General features: G+C 64.7%; 14 protein-coding genes and 1 rRNA gene. 7 read left to right on the top strand and 8 right to left on the bottom strand.

The features are described from left to right. The first annotated feature begins 55 nt into the window (after nucleotides 1–55). Entirely contained in the window at nucleotides 56–949 is an 894-nt protein-coding gene (locus tag AC1DOP_RS13675; RefSeq protein ID WP_442123980.1) for a LysR family transcriptional regulator, read from the top strand. 29 nt (nucleotides 950–978) lie between these two features. Here AC1DOP_RS13675 and AC1DOP_RS13680 read toward each other — a convergent pair whose 3' ends face one another. Next, nucleotides 979–1,851: a Kdo hydroxylase KdoO gene (locus AC1DOP_RS13680; RefSeq protein WP_442123981.1), complete on the bottom strand. Its 873-nt coding sequence runs from the start codon at nucleotides 1,849–1,851 to the stop codon at nucleotides 979–981. A gap of 11 nt (nucleotides 1,852–1,862) precedes the next feature. Beyond that, a complete protein-coding gene (locus AC1DOP_RS13685) occupies nucleotides 1,863–3,713 on the bottom strand; it encodes an ABCB family ABC transporter ATP-binding protein/permease (protein ID WP_477251714.1) in 1,851 nt (616 codons plus the stop codon). Nucleotides 3,714–3,898: 185 nt separating this feature from the next. Here AC1DOP_RS13685 and AC1DOP_RS13690 point away from each other — a divergent pair, with 185 nt between their 5' ends. Next, nucleotides 3,899–4,333, top strand: a complete 435-nt coding sequence (locus AC1DOP_RS13690; protein ID WP_442123983.1) for an acyl-CoA thioesterase — start codon at nucleotides 3,899–3,901, stop codon at nucleotides 4,331–4,333. A gap of 7 nt (nucleotides 4,334–4,340) precedes the next feature. Next, the gene (locus AC1DOP_RS13695) at nucleotides 4,341–5,918 is read left to right on the top strand and encodes an alkaline phosphatase D family protein (protein WP_442123984.1); all 1,578 of its coding nucleotides are present in this window, start codon (nucleotides 4,341–4,343) and stop codon (nucleotides 5,916–5,918) included. A 36-nt stretch (nucleotides 5,919–5,954) separates the two neighbouring features. Here the strand turns inward: AC1DOP_RS13695 and AC1DOP_RS13700 are convergent, their stop codons facing one another. The 4 genes from AC1DOP_RS13700 to AC1DOP_RS13715 all read right to left on the bottom strand — a co-directional run bounded on the left by AC1DOP_RS13700 (nucleotide 5,955) and on the right by AC1DOP_RS13715 (nucleotide 12,828). Next, nucleotides 5,955–7,628, bottom strand: a complete 1,674-nt coding sequence (locus AC1DOP_RS13700) for a long-chain-fatty-acid--CoA ligase (RefSeq protein ID WP_442123985.1) — start codon at nucleotides 7,626–7,628, stop codon at nucleotides 5,955–5,957. Between the two features lie 142 nt (nucleotides 7,629–7,770). After that, entirely contained in the window at nucleotides 7,771–9,453 is a 1,683-nt protein-coding gene (locus AC1DOP_RS13705; protein WP_442123986.1) for a long-chain fatty acid--CoA ligase, read from the bottom strand. Between the two features lie 141 nt (nucleotides 9,454–9,594). Then, nucleotides 9,595–10,722 carry an aminopeptidase gene (locus tag AC1DOP_RS13710; protein ID WP_477251717.1) on the bottom strand — a complete coding sequence of 376 codons (1,128 nt, stop codon included), beginning with the start codon at nucleotides 10,720–10,722 and terminating at the stop codon, nucleotides 9,595–9,597. A 30-nt stretch (nucleotides 10,723–10,752) separates the two neighbouring features. Then, a complete protein-coding gene (locus AC1DOP_RS13715; protein WP_477251719.1) occupies nucleotides 10,753–12,828 on the bottom strand; it encodes a molybdopterin-containing oxidoreductase family protein in 2,076 nt (691 codons plus the stop codon). A 129-nt stretch (nucleotides 12,829–12,957) separates the two neighbouring features. Between AC1DOP_RS13715 and AC1DOP_RS13720 the strand changes: the two genes are divergently transcribed. Next, nucleotides 12,958–14,151: a M20 aminoacylase family protein gene (locus AC1DOP_RS13720; protein WP_477251721.1), complete on the top strand. Its 1,194-nt coding sequence runs from the start codon at nucleotides 12,958–12,960 to the stop codon at nucleotides 14,149–14,151. Between the two features lie 57 nt (nucleotides 14,152–14,208). Here the strand turns inward: AC1DOP_RS13720 and AC1DOP_RS13725 are convergent, their stop codons facing one another. Then, entirely contained in the window at nucleotides 14,209–15,111 is a 903-nt protein-coding gene (locus AC1DOP_RS13725; RefSeq protein ID WP_477251723.1) for an NAD(P)-dependent oxidoreductase, read from the bottom strand. Between the two features lie 111 nt (nucleotides 15,112–15,222). Between AC1DOP_RS13725 and AC1DOP_RS13730 the strand changes: the two genes are divergently transcribed. The 3 genes from AC1DOP_RS13730 to AC1DOP_RS13740 all read left to right on the top strand — a co-directional run bounded on the left by AC1DOP_RS13730 (nucleotide 15,223) and on the right by AC1DOP_RS13740 (nucleotide 17,877). Beyond that, entirely contained in the window at nucleotides 15,223–15,780 is a 558-nt protein-coding gene (locus tag AC1DOP_RS13730) for an acyloxyacyl hydrolase (RefSeq protein ID WP_442123991.1), read from the top strand. 96 nt (nucleotides 15,781–15,876) lie between these two features. Next, a complete protein-coding gene (locus tag AC1DOP_RS13735) occupies nucleotides 15,877–17,328 on the top strand; it encodes a DHA2 family efflux MFS transporter permease subunit (protein WP_442123992.1) in 1,452 nt (483 codons plus the stop codon). A gap of 75 nt (nucleotides 17,329–17,403) precedes the next feature. Beyond that, nucleotides 17,404–17,877 carry a YbhB/YbcL family Raf kinase inhibitor-like protein gene (locus tag AC1DOP_RS13740; RefSeq protein WP_442123993.1) on the top strand — a complete coding sequence of 158 codons (474 nt, stop codon included), beginning with the start codon at nucleotides 17,404–17,406 and terminating at the stop codon, nucleotides 17,875–17,877. Nucleotides 17,878–18,094: 217 nt separating this feature from the next. Here the strand turns inward: AC1DOP_RS13740 and rrf are convergent. Next, nucleotides 18,095–18,192, bottom strand: a 5S ribosomal RNA gene (gene rrf / locus AC1DOP_RS13745); the annotation flags it as partial.

Consider the following 18,192-nt stretch of genomic DNA (forward strand, 5'->3'; position numbering starts at 1 on the left):
TCTATAATGTATATTCACTTATTTTTCGAATTCTTAAACTTTCGGGAATATATCGATGGACTTCCGCGACCTGAAATACTTCGAAGTGATCGCCGAGGAAGGCAACCTGGGGCGGGCCGCCGAGCGCCTGCACCGGACCCAGCCTGCGCTGACCAAATGCATCGACCGCCTGGAAGAAGACCTGGGCGCGAAACTGTTCGAAAAGGATGGGCGCGGCATGCGGCTGACCGTCGCCGGCGAGGTCCTGGTGCGGCGCACGCGGCAGATGGCGATCATGGTGGAGGAGACGGCGCGCGAGATGCAGGATTACGCCAGTGGTTTGCAGGGGAATGTGCGCATCGGCTGCGTGCCGACGCTGGCCGAACATCTGATGCCTGCCGTGTTCCAGCAATTACTGGCCGAAGCACCCGGCATTACCGTGAACCTGGCCGTAGCGATGAATGCCAACCTGATGGCCAGCCTGCAGGAGGGTGAGCTGGATCTGGTGCTGAGCCCGATCACGGAGACCGAGCGGGATATCGTGTGGGAGCAGATTGCGGAAGACACGGTAGTCGTGATGGCGAACGAGCACCACCCGGTATTCGATTCGCCCTGCACGCTCGCGGGCCTGCTCGACTACAAATGGATGCTGCCGGCGGCAACGGTCGCCTCGCGCCAATGGCTGAACCAGACATTCGAGCGGCATGGTCTTCCGCGTCCGCAGGTACAGATCGAATCGAACGTGCTGAATGCGATCCTGCCTATCCTCGAGAAGACGCCGTTACTGGGTTTCGTCACCCGCTTCAATCTCGTCTCGGGCAAGGCCCGTGTGCGCGAGGTGATACTGGCCGACACCCAGATGCAGCGCCGCCTCGGCCTGGCCTACCGGCGGAACGGTTATCTGTCGCCGGCGGCGGCGCGCGTCGCGGAGATCCTCCGCGCGCAAGGGAACGCGTTGTTGTCGGTCTGAGGGCACACCGAGCCCACGCAAACGTCGAATCACACGAGGGCGTGCCCCTGCAGCCGCGTCAGAATGGCCAGCGGGCTCGATTCCTTGTCGTACTGCTGCATCGGCGACAGCAGCAAGGTGTGCTCCAGCATGTACTGGCCCGACATCACCGAGTGCGAGGCCTGGTCCGAGAAGCACACCCAGGCGCAGCCGGGCGGGAAGCCGAAGGTGACCTGCGGCGCGTTCTTCTGGTAGTCGAGGTCGGCCTTCATGGAGTCGTGCAGCTGCAGCATCAGGTGGTCGTATTCGCTGCGCAGCGACTTGGTCACGTGCAGCGCGGCCAAGGCCTTGGCCTGCCAGGGCACGTACTTCTTCACGCGCGGCAGGAAGCGTTTCGCCACATCCTCGAACGGTTCGCCCACGCGCCACACGCGCGGCACGCCTTCCAGGTTCACGTTGGTGAACACGCGCAGCAGGCGTTCGCCGCGATTCGGACGCGAGGGAAAGGCGTCGACGTGCAGGCGGCGGTCGTCGGCGCGCCAGGACTGGACCCGGGTCTCGACCTTCGACGGACGGAAGCTGACCGAGCCGCGGCGCAGGTGCTCGCCGTAGCGCGGCACCAGGTTGCCCAGCAGGCCCTCGGCCTGGGCGCGAAAGCGGCCGATCATGCCGGCGGCCAGCGCCTGCGTGGCGTCGTCGCCGATCACGCCTTTCAGCCGGCCAGCAGGGTCGAGGCTGATGTTGCGGATCTTGGGGTCGCGGATGTCTTCGCGAAACAGCGCCAGCTCTTCCTTCTGGGGCGCGAAACCGTGCTCGCCGAAGTTCGGGAAGTACAGCACCTTCCCCGCTTCCAGCGCGGCGATCCAGGCCGGATTGCCGTGGCCGACCTCCTTCATGTCGATCTCGACGATCTGGTTTTCCATGTTTGTCTTTCTTAATCCTGTTCGAGGGCCAAAGGAGGCGAGGCCAGGTCTTCGTCCTGCCTTGCCAGCTGCCGGTCCCACATCTGTTTATACAAGCCGCTCTGCGCGATCAGCTGTCCGTGCGTGCCGCGTTCGACGATGCGGCCATGGTCGAGCACCAGGATCTGGTGCGCGTCGGCGATGGTCGACAGGCGGTGCGCGATCACCAGCGTGGTGCGCTGCTTCGCGATTTCCTTCAGCTGCGCCTGGATCGCCTGCTCCGCGCGGGAGTCCAGCGCCGACGTCGCTTCGTCGAAGATCAGGATCGCCGGATTCTTCAGCAGCGTACGCGCGATCGCGACCCGCTGCTTCTCGCCGCCGGACAGCTTCAGGCCGCGCTCACCCACCATTGTCGCATAGCCGTCGGGCAGGCTTTCGATGAAGTCGTGGATGGAGGCTGCGCGCGCCGCCGCCACGATGTCCTCGCGGCTGGCGCCGGGACGGCCGTAGGCGATGTTGTATTCAATGGTGTCGTTGAACAGCACCGTATCCTGGGGCACGATGCCGATCGCGTGACGCAGCGAATCCTGGGTCACCTTGCGGATGTCCTGGCCGTCGATGCTGATCGCGCCCTGCTGCACGTCGTAGAAGCGGAACAGCAGGCGCGACAGGGTCGACTTGCCCGAGCCGCTGTGGCCAACCACGGCGGTGGTGGTGCCGGCCGGGATCGTGAAGTCGACGTCGAACAGGATCTGGCGCTTGGGGTCGTAGCTGAATTCGACGTGCGAGAACGCGACCTGGGCGCCGCGCGTGGCCAGCGGTTTCGCATCCGGCGAATCGGCCACTTCGCGGTTCTGCTCCAGCAGGCCGAACAGGCGCTCCATGTCGGCCAGGCTCTGCTTGATCTCGCGGTAGATCACGCCCAGGAAGTTGAGCGGAATGTAGAGCTGCAGCATGAAGGAATTCACCAGCACCAGGTCGCCCAGGGTCATGGTCTTGTCGATCACGCCGGCGGTAGCGCGCCACAGGATGGCGGTGACGGCGGCGGCGATGATCAGCGACTGGCCCGAGTTCAGGAAGGACAGCGAGGTCTGCGAACGCACGGCGGCGCGCTCGTAGTCCTGCAGTCCTGCGTCGTAGCGCTTGGCTTCGTAGTCCTCGTTGCCGAAGTACTTGACGGTCTCGTAGTTGATCAGCGAGTCGATGGCCTTGGTGTTGGCCTTCGAATCGAGCTCGTTCATCGTGCGCCTGAAGTGGGTGCGCCATTCAGTGACGACGATGGTGAAGGTGATGTAGGTGACCAGCGCCGCCCCGGTGATGATCGAGAACCACTTGTCGTAGCGCGCCCCCAGGTAGCCCAGCACCAGCGTGATCTCGACCAGGGTCGGCAAAATCGAAAACAAGGAATACGACACGAGCGAGCTGACGCCGCGCGTGCCGCGTTCGATATCGCGCGTCATGCCGCCGGTCTGGCGGTTCAGGTGGAAGCGCAGCGACAGCGCGTGCAGGTGGCGGAACACCTTCAGTGCGATGGTGCGCACCGCGCGCTGGGTCACGCGCGCGAACAGGAATTCGCGCAGCTCGGTGAACAGCGTGGTCGAGAAGCGCAGCGCGCCATACGCGAACAGGGCGCCGAGCGGCAGCACCAGCAGCGCGTAAGGATGGGTGGGCGAGATGCTGAGGCTGTCGACGATATTCTTGAGCACCAGCGGCACGCCGATATTCGCCACCTTGGCGCCGATCAGGCAGACCAGCGCGGCCATCACGCGCCATTTGTAGACCCACAGATAGGGCATCAAGGTGCCGATCACGGCCCAGTCGTTGCGGCGGGCAGCCGGGTCGGCGGGCGATGGAAGGGAGGAGCTTGCGGGAGTGCGTCGCATGACAGAGATTCTTTATTTATGGTTCAATCTGGGACGATTGTAGCGTTTGGGAGCTCGAAAACCTGCTACACGTTGCATTTTCGGTCTGCGATGCTCGCTGTACTCAAGTACAGCTGCGCTTCTCAACCGAAACTGCGGCCGCTCGCGACGGTTTTCGAGTCCCAACTTTTTACCGAGATTTCAAGATGACCCAGCCAGAAAACCAGACCCTTTCCACCACCCGCCTGCCTGAAGGAAAGATGCCAGTGCTGCGGATGATGCCGGCGCCGTCCGACGCCAATGTATATGGAGACGTGTTCGGCGGCTGGATCATGGCACAGGTCGACGTCGCCGGCTCGCTGCCGGCCGTGCGCCGCGCGAACGGCCGCGTGGCCACCATCGCCGTCAACTCCTTCCTGTTCAAGAATCCGGTCTTCGTCGGCGACCTGCTGTCCTTCTACGCCGACATCGTCAAGGTCGGCAATACCTCGATCACAGTCTACGTCGAAGTCTACGCCGAACGTAACCGCCTGCAGACCAATGTCGTGAAAGTCACCGAGGCCACCCTCACCTATGTCGCCACCGGCCCGGACCGCAAGCCGCGCCAGCTGCCGCCGCTCGAATCCCTGATCGCAGAATAAGAGACTGATGCCGTCGCGCCGCCTGTTCCTGCTGGATGCGGCGCGCCTGGCCGCGGCCTTCACCGCCGCTGGTCCTTCGGTACTGCACGCGGCGCCATCGAACGCAGCCGGCTATCCGTTCAGCTTGGGCGTCGCTTCCGGTTCGCCGCTGCCCGATTCCGTGATCCTCTGGACCCGCATCCTGCCCGATCCGCTGGATGCGAATTCGGCGCCCAGGCTGGCGGTGCCGCTGCGCTGGGAAGTCGCGCAGGACGAAGGCTTCCGCAGGATCGCGGCCAAGGGCAGCGTCATCGCCACGCCGGAGCTGGCGCACAGCGTGCGCGTGAACGTGACGGCCCTGGAGCCTGGCCGCTGGTACTGGTACCGCTTCCTGTTCGGCGACGCCGTCAGCCCGGTCGGCCGCACCCGCACCGCCCCAAGCGCCGGCAGCATGCCCGACATGCTGAAGCTGGCGGTGGCCTCCTGCCAGCACTGGGAATTCGGCAGTTATGCGGCGCACCGCTACATCGCCGAGGCCCAGCCCGACCTGGTCGCCTTCCTTGGCGACTACATCTACGAATGGGGCCCTTTCCAGCTCCAGCATCCGCAACGCGCGGTGCGCCAGAACGAATCCTTCGACCTGGCGAGCTACCGCCAGCGCTACGCCCAGTACAAGAGCGACCCGGACCTGCAGGCGGCCCACCTGGCGGCGCCCTGGATCGTGACCTGGGACGACCACGAAGTCGCCAACGACTACGCCGCCGACCGCGACGAACGGCTCTCGAGCGATTTCGCGGCGCGCCGCGCGGCGGCCTACCAGGCCTTCTACGAGCACATGCCGCTGCGCCTGCCGCCGCCTCGCAGCTTTGCGAATGTACGCATGGTTCAGCGCTACGACTGGGGGCGCCTGGCGCGCTTCCACGTGCTGGACGACCGCCAGTACCGCGCCTACGAAGCCTGCCCGAAGCCGGGCCGGGGCGGCTCGAATTCCGTGGGCCCGCGCGCCTGCCCTGCCCTGCTGGATCCGTCGCGCAGCATGCTGGGCAGGGAACAGGAAGCCTGGCTGCAGGACGGCCTGCAAAGCTCGAGGGCGCGCTGGAACATCCTGGCCCAGCAGACCCTGATGGCGCAGTCGACCCAGGTGCCGATCGCAGGCAGCGACGGCGGGCGCTTCTGGACCGATGGCTGGGACGGTTATCCGGTCGCGCGCCGGCGGCTGCTGGACACCCTGGCGGGTTCACGGGCCGCCAATCCGCTGGTGCTGGGCGGCGACGTCCACACCTTCTACGCCACCGAACTGCGTGCGGATTTCAAGCGCCCGGCATCGAAGGACAATCCGGTGATCGCCACCGAGTTCGTCGGCACCTCGGTCACCTCGAGCTCGCGCCCGCAGCAGCGCACCGCGCAATACGTCGAAATGAACCCCCACATCAAGTTCGGGCGCAGCGACAGGCGCGGCTACATGCTGCTGGAGGTAACGCCCAGCGAGACGCGGTCGCGCTTCATGGGGCTGGATGAGGTGCGGGATCCGAAGACCGCGCAGCGGGAGCTGGCGGCTTTCAGGGTGGTGGATGGGAAGGCTGGGGTGGAGGTGGTGAACGGCTAGCCGTCATTCCCGCTTTCGCGGGAATGACGGGGTTTGTTACGCCGGCTGCTTCTCATCCCGCAACTCACGCCGCAGGATCTTGCCCACATTGGTCTTCGGCAGCGTCTCGCGGAACTCGATGTACTTCGGACGCTTGTAGCCGGTCAGCTGCTCCTTGCAGAAGGCCATCAGCTCTTCCTTGGTGAGCGCCTTGTCCTTCCTGACCACGTAGAGCTTGACCGCCTCGCCCGAATGCTGGTCCGGCACGCCCACGCAGGCCACTTCCAGCACGCCCGGGTGGCTTGCCACGACTTCCTCGACCTCGTTCGGGTACACATTGAAACCCGAGACCAGGATCATGTCCTTCTTGCGGTCGACGATCTTGATGTAGCCTTGCTCGTTCATGATGCCGATGTCGCCGGTCTTGAAGAAGCCGTCCGCGGTCATGACCTTGGCGGTTTCGTCCGGTCGGTTCCAGTAGCCGGCCATCACCTGCGGGCCGCGCACGGCGATTTCGCCGGCGGTGCCGAACGGGACTTCCTGGCTGGCTTCGTCGAGGATGCGAATCTCGGTCGACGGGATCGGCAGGCCGATGGTGCCGGTAAAGCCCGTGATGTCGCAGCGGTTGGCGGCGACCACCGGCGAGGTCTCGGACAGGCCATAGCCCTCGACGATCGGGGTGCCGGTGACCTGCAGCCACTTGTCCGCCACCGGCTTCTGCACCGCCATGCCGCCGCCCGGGCAGACCAGCAGGCCGGAGAAGTCGAGGCTGGCGAAGTCCGGGTGGTTCAGCAGGCCGTTGTACAGGGTGTTCACGGCCGGGAAGACGTTGATGCGGTAGTTGCGCAGTTCCTTGATGAAGCCGCCAATGTCGCGCGGGTTCGGGATCAGGAGGTTCATGCCGCCCACGCGCAGGCCCAGCAGGGCGCAGACGGTCAGCGCATAGATGTGGTACAGCGGCAGCGCGCACACGAACTGCAGGTCGGCGCCGGCCTTGGCCAGGGTCGGGGCGAACCAGGCTTCGTTCTGCAGCACGTTGGCGATCACGTGCTTGTGCAGCAGCACCGCGCCCTTCGACACGCCGGTGGTGCCGCCGGTGTACTGCAGGAAGGCGACGTCGTCATGGCCGACCTGGACCGGCTTGAGGGTCTGGCGCGCGCCTTCCGCCAGCACGCGCTTGAACGGCACCGCGTTCGGAATCGACCATGCCGGCACCAGCTTCTTGACGGTGCGGACCACGAAGTTGACGATCAGTCCCTTCGCGCCGAGCAGGTCGCCCATGGTGCCGACGATGACGTGCTTGACCTTGGTTTGGCCGACGACTTCCGCCACCGTGTGGGCGAAGTTTTCCAGCACCACGATGGCTTCCGCGCCCGAGTCGTTCAGCTGGTGCTGCAGCTCGCGCGCGGTGTACAGCGGGTTGACGTTGACGATGGTGTAGCCGGCGCGCAGGATGGCCGCCATCGCCACCGGATACTGCAGCACGTTCGGCAGCATGATGGCCACGCGCGCGCCCGGCTGCAGGCCGCGGCTCTGCAGCCACGCCGCCATCTGGGCGGACAGCTTGTCGAGTTCGGCGAAAGTCATGGACTTGCCCATGCAGGCATAGGCCTTGCGGTCCGCGTACTTGCGGAAGGCTTCCTCCAGCAGGTGCGTGAGGGAACGGTATTGCGTCCAGTCGATCTCCGCCGGTACGCCCGTCTCGTACGACTCCAGCCAGAATTTGTCCATGTTGTTGCCTATCTTTCTAATCAATTTAACTCTCCGCTTTTGTCATTTTTAGCACTGCCAAAAATGACTCCCCGCGAAGGCGGGGACCCAAGTTCTGCCTTGGGTCCCCGCCTGCGCGGGGACGACGGGTTCATGCCTATCTTTATGCTGCCTGCTTTTCCTCGCGCAATGCGCGCCGCAGGATCTTGCCGACGTTGGTCTTCGGCAGCTCGCTGCGGAATTCGATGTACTTCGGTTTCTTGTAGCCGGTGAACTCGCGCTTGCAGTAGTCCATCAGCTGCTCGGCCGTCAGGTTCGGGTCCTTCTTGACCACGAAGACCTTGACCGCTTCGCCGGAATGCTCGTCCGGCACGCCGATCACCGCGCACTCCAGCACGCCGGGGTGGGCGGCGATCACGCCTTCCAGTTCGTTCGGATAGACGTTGAAGCCCGAGACCAGGATCATGTCCTTCTTGCGGTCGACGATCTTCACGTATCCGTTCTCGTCCATCACGCCGACGTCGCCCGACTTGAAGAAGCCGTCAGGCGTCATGACCTTGGCCGTTTCGTCCGGACGGTTCCAGTAGCCGGCCATCACCTGCGGACCGCGGATCGCGATCTCGCCCACGCTGCCGATCGGCAGTTCCTTGCCGTCGTCGTCCAGAATCGCCACCTCGGTCGACGGGATCGGCAGGCCGATCGTGCCGGTGAAGGACGAGATGTCGCAGCGGTTCGCGGTGGCCACCGGCGAGGTCTCCGACAGGCCGTAACCCTCGATGATGTGGGTGCCGGTGATGGCCTTCCACTGGTCGTTGACCGCCTGCTGCACCGCCATGCCGCCGCCGTTCGCCAGCTTCAGACCCGAGAAGTCCAGGTGCCTGAAGTCCGGATGGTTCACCAGCGCGTTGTACAGCGTATTCACCGCCGGCAGCGCATTGAACTTGTACTTGGCCAGCTCCTTGATGAAGCCCGGGATGTCGCGCGGATTCGGGATCAGGATGTTCAGCGCCCCCACCCGCATGCCCCACAGCGCGCACACCGTCAGCGCGAAGATGTGGTACAGCGGCAGCGCGCACACGATGACAGGATGCTCGACCGCCGGCGGCCGGCTCATCGCCACCGAGGACCATGCCTCCGATTGCAGCAGGTTGGCGATCACGTTCCGGTGCGTCAGGGTCGCGCCCTTCGACACGCCGGTGGTGCCGCCGGTGTACTGCAGGAAGGCGACGTCCGTGTTCTTCAGCTGGGCCGGCTGGAAGGGCATCTTCGCGCCCTGCGCCAGCGCATCCTTGAAGCGCACGCTACTCGGCAGCGAGTAGTCCGGCACCATCTTCTTGACGTTGCGGACCACGAAGTTCACCAGCATGCCCTTGGCCCCGCCCAGCATCTCGCCCATGCTCGCCACCACCACGTGACGCACCGGGGTCTTGCCCATCACCTGCTGCAGCGTGTGCGCGAAGTTCTCGAGCACGATGATGGCTTCGCTGCCCGAGTCCTTCAGCTGGTGCTCCAGCTCGCGCGGCGTGTACAGCGGATTCACGTTCACGACCGTATAGCCGGCGCGCAGGATGGCGGCCAGCGCCACCGGATACTGCAGCACGTTCGGCATCATCACCGCCACGCGCGCACCCTTGGCCATGCCGCGGCTCTGCAGCCAGGCCGCGAGGCGCTTCGACATCGCGTCCAGTTCCGCATAGGTGAGGAACTTGTCCATGCAGACGAAGGCGTTGTTCGCGGCGTACTTCTGGAACGACTCTTCCAGCAGCTGCACGAGGGAGCCGTACTGGTCGGGATCGATTTCAGCGGGGACGCCGGGTGGGTACGACTTGAGCCAAATCTTGTCCATCGGGTGCCTGTCTCCAGTGTATTTTTTCTGTGTGGGCCGCCCAACCGAAAAAAACGCACGGTCGTGCTGTGTTTGCTTTCATGATGCTATCGGGCAGCGCGCCCGATAGCAAGCACTTTTAAAGCAATTCGAACACGAATTCTAGTGCCCGACCATAGGTGGCGCCTCGCTGCGCTGCACCATCAGCGGCGCCGTGGACACCGGCGGCGCCAGGGTCTTCAGGATGCGGTGGCGATCCGAGCGGTCCAGCTCGGCCAGGCGCTTGACCGACTTGTAGAAGGCCGGGAAGTTGCCGTCGCGCTTGAGCATGGCGCGGAAGGCCGGCACGAAGTCCTCGTAGGTCGCGATCGAGGCCAGGTGGGCGTTCGACAACGGCTGTTCGAAGAAGCGGTCGTAGCCGGCATAGCCGCCCCAGTTGCCCTTCAGGACCTGGTACTCGTCCTTCAGTTCCTGGAACAGGCGCGCCTTGACCGCGCGCTTCTCGTCGTCGCTGCGGTCGACCACGGCGTAGTTCTGTTCGAGCGCCTTGCGGTACTTGAGCAGCAGGGTCAGGAAGTCGTGCTTGCGGCTCTTGTAGCGGGCATAGCTGTCGCGCATGGCCTGGTTGCCGAAGCGCTCCATCCAGTGTTCCACGCCCACCTCTTCCACGGTGCTGGCGAAGGATTCGTTGAACTGCGAATCCCCCTGCGCGTACACGATCTGGTGCGCCAGTTCGTGGAAGATCATGCGCGCCAGTTCGGCATCCGGGTAGTTGATGAAGGTGGAGATCAGGGGATCGCTGAACCAGCCCAGGGTCGAGTAGGCCGGCACGCCGCCGACTTCGACGTCGTTGCCGTCCGCCTTCAGCTCCTTGGCGTAGGTCATGGCGGCATCCTTGTTGTAGTAGCCGCGGTAGTTCACGCAGCCGGCCACCGGGAAGCACCATTGCAGGGGCCGCAGCGACAGCTCGGGCGTGGCGACCACGTTCCACAGCACGTAAGGGCGTTTCAGGGAGGCGTATTTTTTATAACTGTCATTATCTGGCAATGACATTTCGCTAACAGCGTAGCGGCGGATCTGGCGCGCCGTCTCCAGGCGGAGGCGCAGTTTGGAGCTGGTGCCGGGGTCGGCGATCCAGTCGTCGATCGGACGGGCGTCCGACAGGAGTTCAAGCTGGCCCTGGGCCGCCTGCGAGTAGTAGTTCAGCGTGGAGCAGCTGGCCAGCAGCCCCGCCGCCGTGCCCGCCAGGAGCACGGCGCGGAGCCGCGGGGTGATTCGCGAAAGTTTCATGTGTCAAAAGGTTCATGGTGCGGCTGGTGGTCATGCTTTCTCCACCTGCACCAGCGTGTCGTAGAAAGTCGGCGCCCGGCCCATGTCGGTCAGGCGCTGGCTGGTTACTTCGTTGGCGTTCTTGCCGTCGCTGGCGAGCTTTTTCCACCAGATCGACAGGCCGACCACGAGGCCGGCCCGCGCCTTGGGCGTGACACGGGCTCGCGCAACGAACGAGCCCCGGTCATTAAAGATGCGCACCATCTCGCCGTGCTCGATGCCGCGGCTTGCGGCGTCGACGGGATGGATGTCCAGGTGAGGTTCACCTTCCGTGGCGCGGAGGCTCTGGACATTGACAAAGCTTGAGTTGAGGAAGTTCCTGGCCGGCGGAGAAATCATCGCCAATGGATATTTCTCTGCCAGTTCGGGATTGGATGCCACGGATTCGTAATTCGGAATATAGGTCGGCAGCGGATCGAGACCGTCCGCCAGCATCGACTCGCTATAAAACTCGCACTTGCCGGAAGGGGTCGGGAAGCCGCCTTCCGCGAAGGGCGCGGCCGGCATGTTCAGCTTGCTCCAGCCGGTGCGCTTCAGCGATTCCCAGTCGAAGTGCACGGCGCGCGCGTTCTTCTTATCGAAGGCCTGGGCCGCGAGTTCGTCGTCGGTCTCGCTGAAGGCCGGGTCGTCGAAGCCCATGCGCCTGGCGATCAGGCGGAAGATCTCGGTGTTCGGCTTGGCCTCGCCCAGGGGCGCGATCGCCGCGTTGTTCGCCATCATGTACAGGTGGCCGTAAGCCAGGTGGGCGTCGACGTGCTCGAGCTGGGTGGTGGCCGGCAGCAGGATGTCCGCGTAGTCGGCGGTATCGGTCTGGAAGTGTTCCAGCACCACGGTGAACAGGTCTTCGCGCTCGAAGCCGCGCTGCACCTTCGAAGAGTCCGGCGCGATCGCCACCGGGTTCGCGTTGTAGACGATCACGGCCTCGATCTTCGGACCGAAGCTTGGGGACGCCTCCTTCAGCAGGTCGTCGCCGATGGTGTTCATGTTGATGGTGCGCGGGATACGGCCGCGCAGCAGGTCCGGGCGCTGCAGCGCCAGCTTGTTCGACGGGAAGGAGCCCGAGGTCGACAGCTGCACGCCGCCGGCCGGATGGCGCCAGGCGCCCACCAGGGCCGGCAGGCAGGCGATGTTGCGTACCGCCATGCCGCCGCCGCGTACGCGCTGCAGGCCATAGTTCATGCGGATCGCCACCGGCTCGCCGCGCATCGCGGTGTCGCCGTACTCGCGCGCCAGGTTCACCACTTCCTCGGCGCTGATGCCGCAGGTTTCGGCGGTGCGTTCCGGCGTCCATTCGGCCACGCGGTCCTTCAGCTGGCCGAAGCCCAGGGTGTGGCGGGCGATGTAGTCGTGGTCCAGCAGGTTTTCCTTGACCAGCACGTGCATCATGCCCAGCGCCAGCGCGCTGTCCGTGCCCGGCAGGACGGCAATGTGCTGATGGCACTTCTCGGCCGTCAGGGAGCGATACGGGTCGATCGCGATCAGCTTCGCGCCGCGGCGCTTGGCTTCCTGCACGCGCATCCAGAAGTGCAGGTTCGAGGCGATCGGATTGCCGCCCCAGATCAGGATCAGTTTCGCGTCCTGGAACTGTTCAATGTCGGTGCCGATCGAACCACCGATGGTGTATTTGTAGCCGGTCGTGCCGGCGGTCGCGCACACGGTGCGATCGAGGAAGGAGGCGCCGACCTTGTTGAAGAAGCGCATCGCCATCGCCTCGCCCTGCACCAGGCCCATGGTGCCGCAATAGCTGTAGGGCAGGATGGCCTGCGGGTCGCGTTCCGCGATCGGCGCCAGGCGCGCCGCGATCTCGTCGAGGGCCTGCTCCCAGCTGATGCGCTCGAATTTCCCTTCGCCCTTCCGGCCGATGCGGCGCATCGGGTACAGCAGGCGGTCCGCATGATAGGTGCGGTCGATGTAGCGCGAAACCTTGGTGCACAGCACCCCGGCCGTGGTCGGGTGATCCGGATCGCCCTTGACCTCCGTTGCGACGCCGTCCTCCACGGTGACGAGGATGGCGCAGGTATCGGGGCAGTCGTGCGGGCAGGTGGCCTTGACAAGGGTCTTGGTCATGGAATCGGATCCGGGGAAAAACGTCGAGAAACCAATAGTTTAGACGATTCCTGCGGCCCCTGTGACGGCACTGGCCGCGGCGGCCTCGGAAGGGCTACAATAGTTGAAAACATGTATAGGGAGAACAGAATGAGACTTGTCGAACCTATCCTCGCGCACCAGGCGGAACTCGAGACCATCCGCCGCGACATTCACGCACATCCCGAACTCTGCTACGAAGAACAGCGCACCGCCGATGTCGTGGCAGCCCGCCTGACCGAATGGGGCATCCCTGTGGTCCGTGGCCTTGGCGTCACCGGCGTGGTCGGCATCATCAAGAACGGCACGTCCGAACGCGCAATCGGCCTGCGCGCCGACATGGATGCCCTGCCGATGCAGGAGCTCAACACATTTGAGCACGCGTCGCGCCATGCCGGCAAGATGCATGCGTGCGGCCATGACGGCCATACCACGATGCTGTTGGGCGCAGCCCACTATCTGTCGCAGAACCGCAACTTCGACGGCACCGTGTACCTGATTTTCCAGCCGGCCGAAGAAGGCGGTGCCGGCGCCCGCCGCATGATGGACGACGGCCTGTTCGAACGCTTCCCGATGGATGCCGTGTATGGCCTGCACAACTGGCCGGGTATGGCGGCCGGCAAGTTCGGCGTGGTCGCCGGCCCGATGATGGCATCCAGTAACGAGTTCCGCGCGGTCGTGAAGGGCAAGGGCGCCCACGCCGCGCAGCCGCACCGCGGCATCGATCCGGTGATGGTGGCGGTGCAGATCGCGCAAAGCTGGCAGACCATCATCTCGCGCGAAAAGAACCCGCTGGATACCGCCGTGCTGTCGATCACCCAGATCCACGCCGGCAGCGCCACCAATGTGATCCCCGACGAAGCGGTACTGGTCGGCACCGTGCGCACCTTCACCACCGGGGTGCTCGACCTGGTGGAGCGCCGCATGGGCGAGATTGCGCAGGGCGTCTGCGCGGCCTTCAATGCGAGCGTCGATTTCTCGTTCAAGCGCAATTATCCGCCGCTGGTGAACCATCCGGAACAGACGGCCTTCGCGGTCGAGGCGATGAAGGCGGTGGTCGGCGAAGACAATGTCGACGCCAACGTGGAGCCGACCATGGGCGCCGAGGACTTCGCCTTCATGCTGCAGGCCAAGCCAGGCTGCTACGTCTTCCTCGGCAACGGCGACGGCGCCCACCGCGCCGGCGGCCATGGCCTCGGCCCTTGCCAGCTGCACAATGGCAGCTATGACTTCAACGATCAGCTGTTGCCGATCGGGGCCAGTTACTGGGTGAGGTTGGCCGAGATGAGCTTGCCTCCGGCCTAAGTTCGTCGCCCCGCGAAGGCGGGATAGTGCCCCGGCACTATCCCCCAGGTTTGCTCGCTACTCCGGCAGCGTGTCCGCCCCGGCGCCAACACGCTTCCCCGGATTCAACCTCTCCAACGCAATCAAGGCCGCCGCATGATCGGCGGTCGGCAAATCCGCCTCGATCGTCTCGTACTGCCGCGTCACCAACTCGGTCACCGGCAGCTTCACGCCCGCCTCCCCCGCTGCGGCCAGGATATTGCGCTGATCCTTGAGCTGGGTTTTCACCTGCCCGCCCGGCACGAAGTTCCGCTCCAGCATGCGCTGTCCATGCACTTCCAGCACACGGCTGCCGGCAAAGCCGCCGCGGATCGCCTCGCGCACGGCGGCCGGATCGGCGCCCGCGGCCTGGGCCAGCAACAGGGCCTCGGCGACCACATTGATGGTCGCGCCGACGATCAGCTGGTTGCACAGCTTGGCGACCTGGCCGCTGCCGGCCGGGCCGACCAGGGTGGCCGAGCCCATCTTTTCGAGCACGGGCGCGGCTTCCGCGAAATCGGCCGCATCGCCGCCGGCCATGATGGCCAGCTTGCCCGCCTCCGCGCCCACCACGCCGCCGGACACCGGCGCATCGACGAAACGGCAGCCGGCTTTCTGCAACTGTGCATGGAAGGCCAGGGCTTCGTCCTGCCGGGTGGAACTCATGTCGATCCACAGCGCGCCGGGTTTCAGCGCGGGCAGCGCGGCGGCCAGCACCTGGCCGACCACCGGTCCCGCTTCCAGGATGGTGATCACGATGTCGGCATCGCGCACCGCGTCGTGCAGGTCTTGCCTGGGGATGGCGCCGACGCCGCGCAAGGCCTCGGCCTTGGCCGGCGAACGGTTCCAGACGTGAAGAGGATAGCCGGCTTGCGCCAGCCGGGTCGCCATCGGCTTGCCCATCAGGCCGATGCCGAGGAATGCCAGGGTCGGAAGTGTCATGGTGGTCTCGTTGTGCAGATCGTTCGATTCTAACAATTGATGGACAGGCCACGCCAAAACCCACATCTCGCTAAAATAGCGGGATTCGTCAATCGAAAGGAAATAAAAAAGATGTTCTCCGCTAAGAAAATCGCGACCTCGATGGCCGCAGCCGCCGCCCTGTTCGCCGCACAGGCAGGCCACGCCCAGAACGGCCTAGTCGACTCCTACGCCGTGGAAGCCGGCGGCGGCGAGCACGTGCAGGTGCTGCGCCTGTCGGCCCAGAAAGACTGGAACAAGAACTGGTTCGCTACCAGCGGCCACCACCTGTCGGGCTACTGGGATGCCAACATCGCCTACTGGCGCGCCAACCAGTGGCTGGACGTGCCGGGCAAGCGCCACAACCTGGCCGTGATCGGCATCACCCCGGTGTTCCGCTGGGAAGCCGATGACAAACTCGGCTTCTACGCCGACGCCGGCATCGGCGCCGCCCTGTTTTCGGATGTGTACCGCAACACCCACCGCCAGCTGTCGACCGCCTATGAATTCGCGGACCACGTCGGCGTCGGCTACGTGTTCGCCAACAAGTGGGAACTGGGCGCGCGCCTGCAGCACTACTCGAACGGCGGCATCAAGCATCCGAACGGTGGCGTGAACCTGCTGATGGTGAAAGCTGCTTACCATTACTAATGGTGTATCGGCTGAACACCGGGGTCAGAGCCCACCCGCGAAAACCGGGCTCTGACCCCTGCGTCGGCCCAGGGCGATTTATGTGACAATCGCCCAATGACCGATACCAGCAACGTCAAAAGTTACCTTCCCTGGCTGGTGGCGACTGCCCTGTTCATGGAGCAGCTCGACGCCACCATCGTCAACACCGCCGTTCCCAGCATCGCGGCCAGCCTTCAGGTCACACCACTGAGCCTGAAGTCCGTCGTTACCTGCTATATCCTCAGCCTCGCCGTCGGCATCCCCGTGAGCGGCTGGATGGCCGACCGTTTCGGCACCCGGCGCGTGTTCGGCATCGCAATCGCCATCTTCACGTTCGCCTCGGTGCTGTGCGGACTGTCGGTCAACCTCGAGATGATGGTGGTGGCGCGCCTGCTGCAGGGCCTTGGCGGCGCAATGATGATGCCGGTCGGGCGCCTGGCCATCATCCGCACCTTCCCCAAGAGCGAGTTGCTGGGGGCAATGAACTTCGTGATCCTGCCCGCGCTGATCGGCCCCCTGCTCGGACCGACCGTCGGCGGCCTGATCGTGCACTGGACCTCGTGGCGGGCGATTTTCTTCGTCAACGTGCCGGTCGGGCTGCTGGCCCTGTTCCTCGTGCACCGCTACATGCCGGATTACAAGGGCGCCGAGCCGCGCCCGCTCGACACCATCGGCCTGATCCTGTTCAGCTCGGGTACGGCCCTGCTGTCCTGGCTGCTGGAGATCTTCGGCGAGCACACGCTCGACACCGTGACCATCGTCCTGATGCTGGGCCTGTCGGTGGCCCTGCTGGCGGCCTATGCCTGGCATGCGAGCGAGCACAAGCACCCGCTGCTGCGCCTGGCGCTGCTGAAGGTGCGCACCTTCCGCATCGCGGTGCTGGGCGGTTTCATCACCCGCCTGGGTATCGGCGGCCTGCCCTTCCTGCTGCCGCTGCTGTATCAGCTGGGTCTGAAACTGCCTGCCTGGCAGTCCGGCCTCCTGATGATGCCGACCGCAGCCGCGGCGATGGGCATGAAACTGATCGCACCCAGGGTCCTGGCCCGCTTCGGCTACCGCCAGGTGCTGATCGTGAACACCATCTGCATCGGCCTGACGATCGCGCTGTTCGCGCTGGTGGGACCGGGCACGCCCTGGTATGCGATCGCCGGCATCGGCCTGCTGCAGGGCTTCTTCAATTCGCTGCAATTCTCGAGCATGAATACGCTAGCCTATGCGGACGTTCCGCAACAGGATTCCAGCATGGCCAGCACGATCGCCAGCTCCCTCCAGCAGCTGTCGATGAGTTTCGGACTGGCGAGCGGTTCGCTGGTGACGGCCTGGTTCCTCGGCCGCGTGCCGCAGACCAACCAGTTGATGGTGACCTCGGCCCTGCACCACGCTTTCCTGACGCTGGCAGTCACGACGATGCTGTCGTCCTTCGTGTTCTGGCGCCTGCGCCGCAGCGACGGCGAGAGCATCAGCCGCGGCAAGCAACGCCCCGAGGAAGCCGCCACCCAGGATTCGGCGCCGCTGTCGCAAGCCTGATCCCTCGCGCCGGCAAGCGCCGGAGCGGTATAGAGTCGAAGCGAGGGAGAGATCCAGTCCTGTCAGGAGAAAAGCATGAGCCTGTCACTCGTTTCGGCCGACTTCGATGCCGGCGGCAACATTCCGGCAATTCACACCTGCGACGGAACCGATACCGCGCCCGCCCTGTCGTGGACGGGCGCGCCACCGGGAACGAAAAGCTTCGCTCTGATCGTCGACGATCCCGACGCACCGGACCCGGCGGCGCCCAAGATGACCTGGGTGCACTGGGTCCTGTATAACATCCCGCTCTCGGCGGCCAGCCTGCCCTCGAGCGTGCGCGGCACGGACCTGCCGCCGGGCACACGCACCGGCCTCAACGACTGGAAGAAGAGCGCCTATGGCGGCCCTTGCCCGCCGGTGGGGACGCACCGCTATGTGCACAAGCTCTACGCCCTGGATGTGGAATTGCCGGACCTCGGCCATCCAACCAAGGCCGAGCTGGAAAAGGCGATGAAAGGGCATGTGCTCGCGCAGGGGCAGCTGATCGGCACTTACCACAAGCGCTAGCCTCAGCGCTCGGGGTTTGCCGGCCTGCGTGGTGAGGAAGGTCGGCAGGTAATGGTCGATCACAAAGCGCGGATTCGGCTGGTGGTCTTCGTAAAATCCGGTCAGGACAAAACCTGCTTTTATCTGCCCGCCGATTTGCTCGGACAGAATGCCCGGATCTTGGCTGGAAAAGCAAAAAGCCCGCTCAAGGAATTGAGCGGGCTTCTGCGAATAATTAGCCTGACGATAACCTACTTTCACACTGGTTGCAGCACTATCATCGGCGCAAAGTCGTTTCACGGTCCTGTTCGGGATGGGAAGGGGTGGTACCGACTT

This window comes from Massilia sp. 01N410 (genome assembly GCF_056399665.1).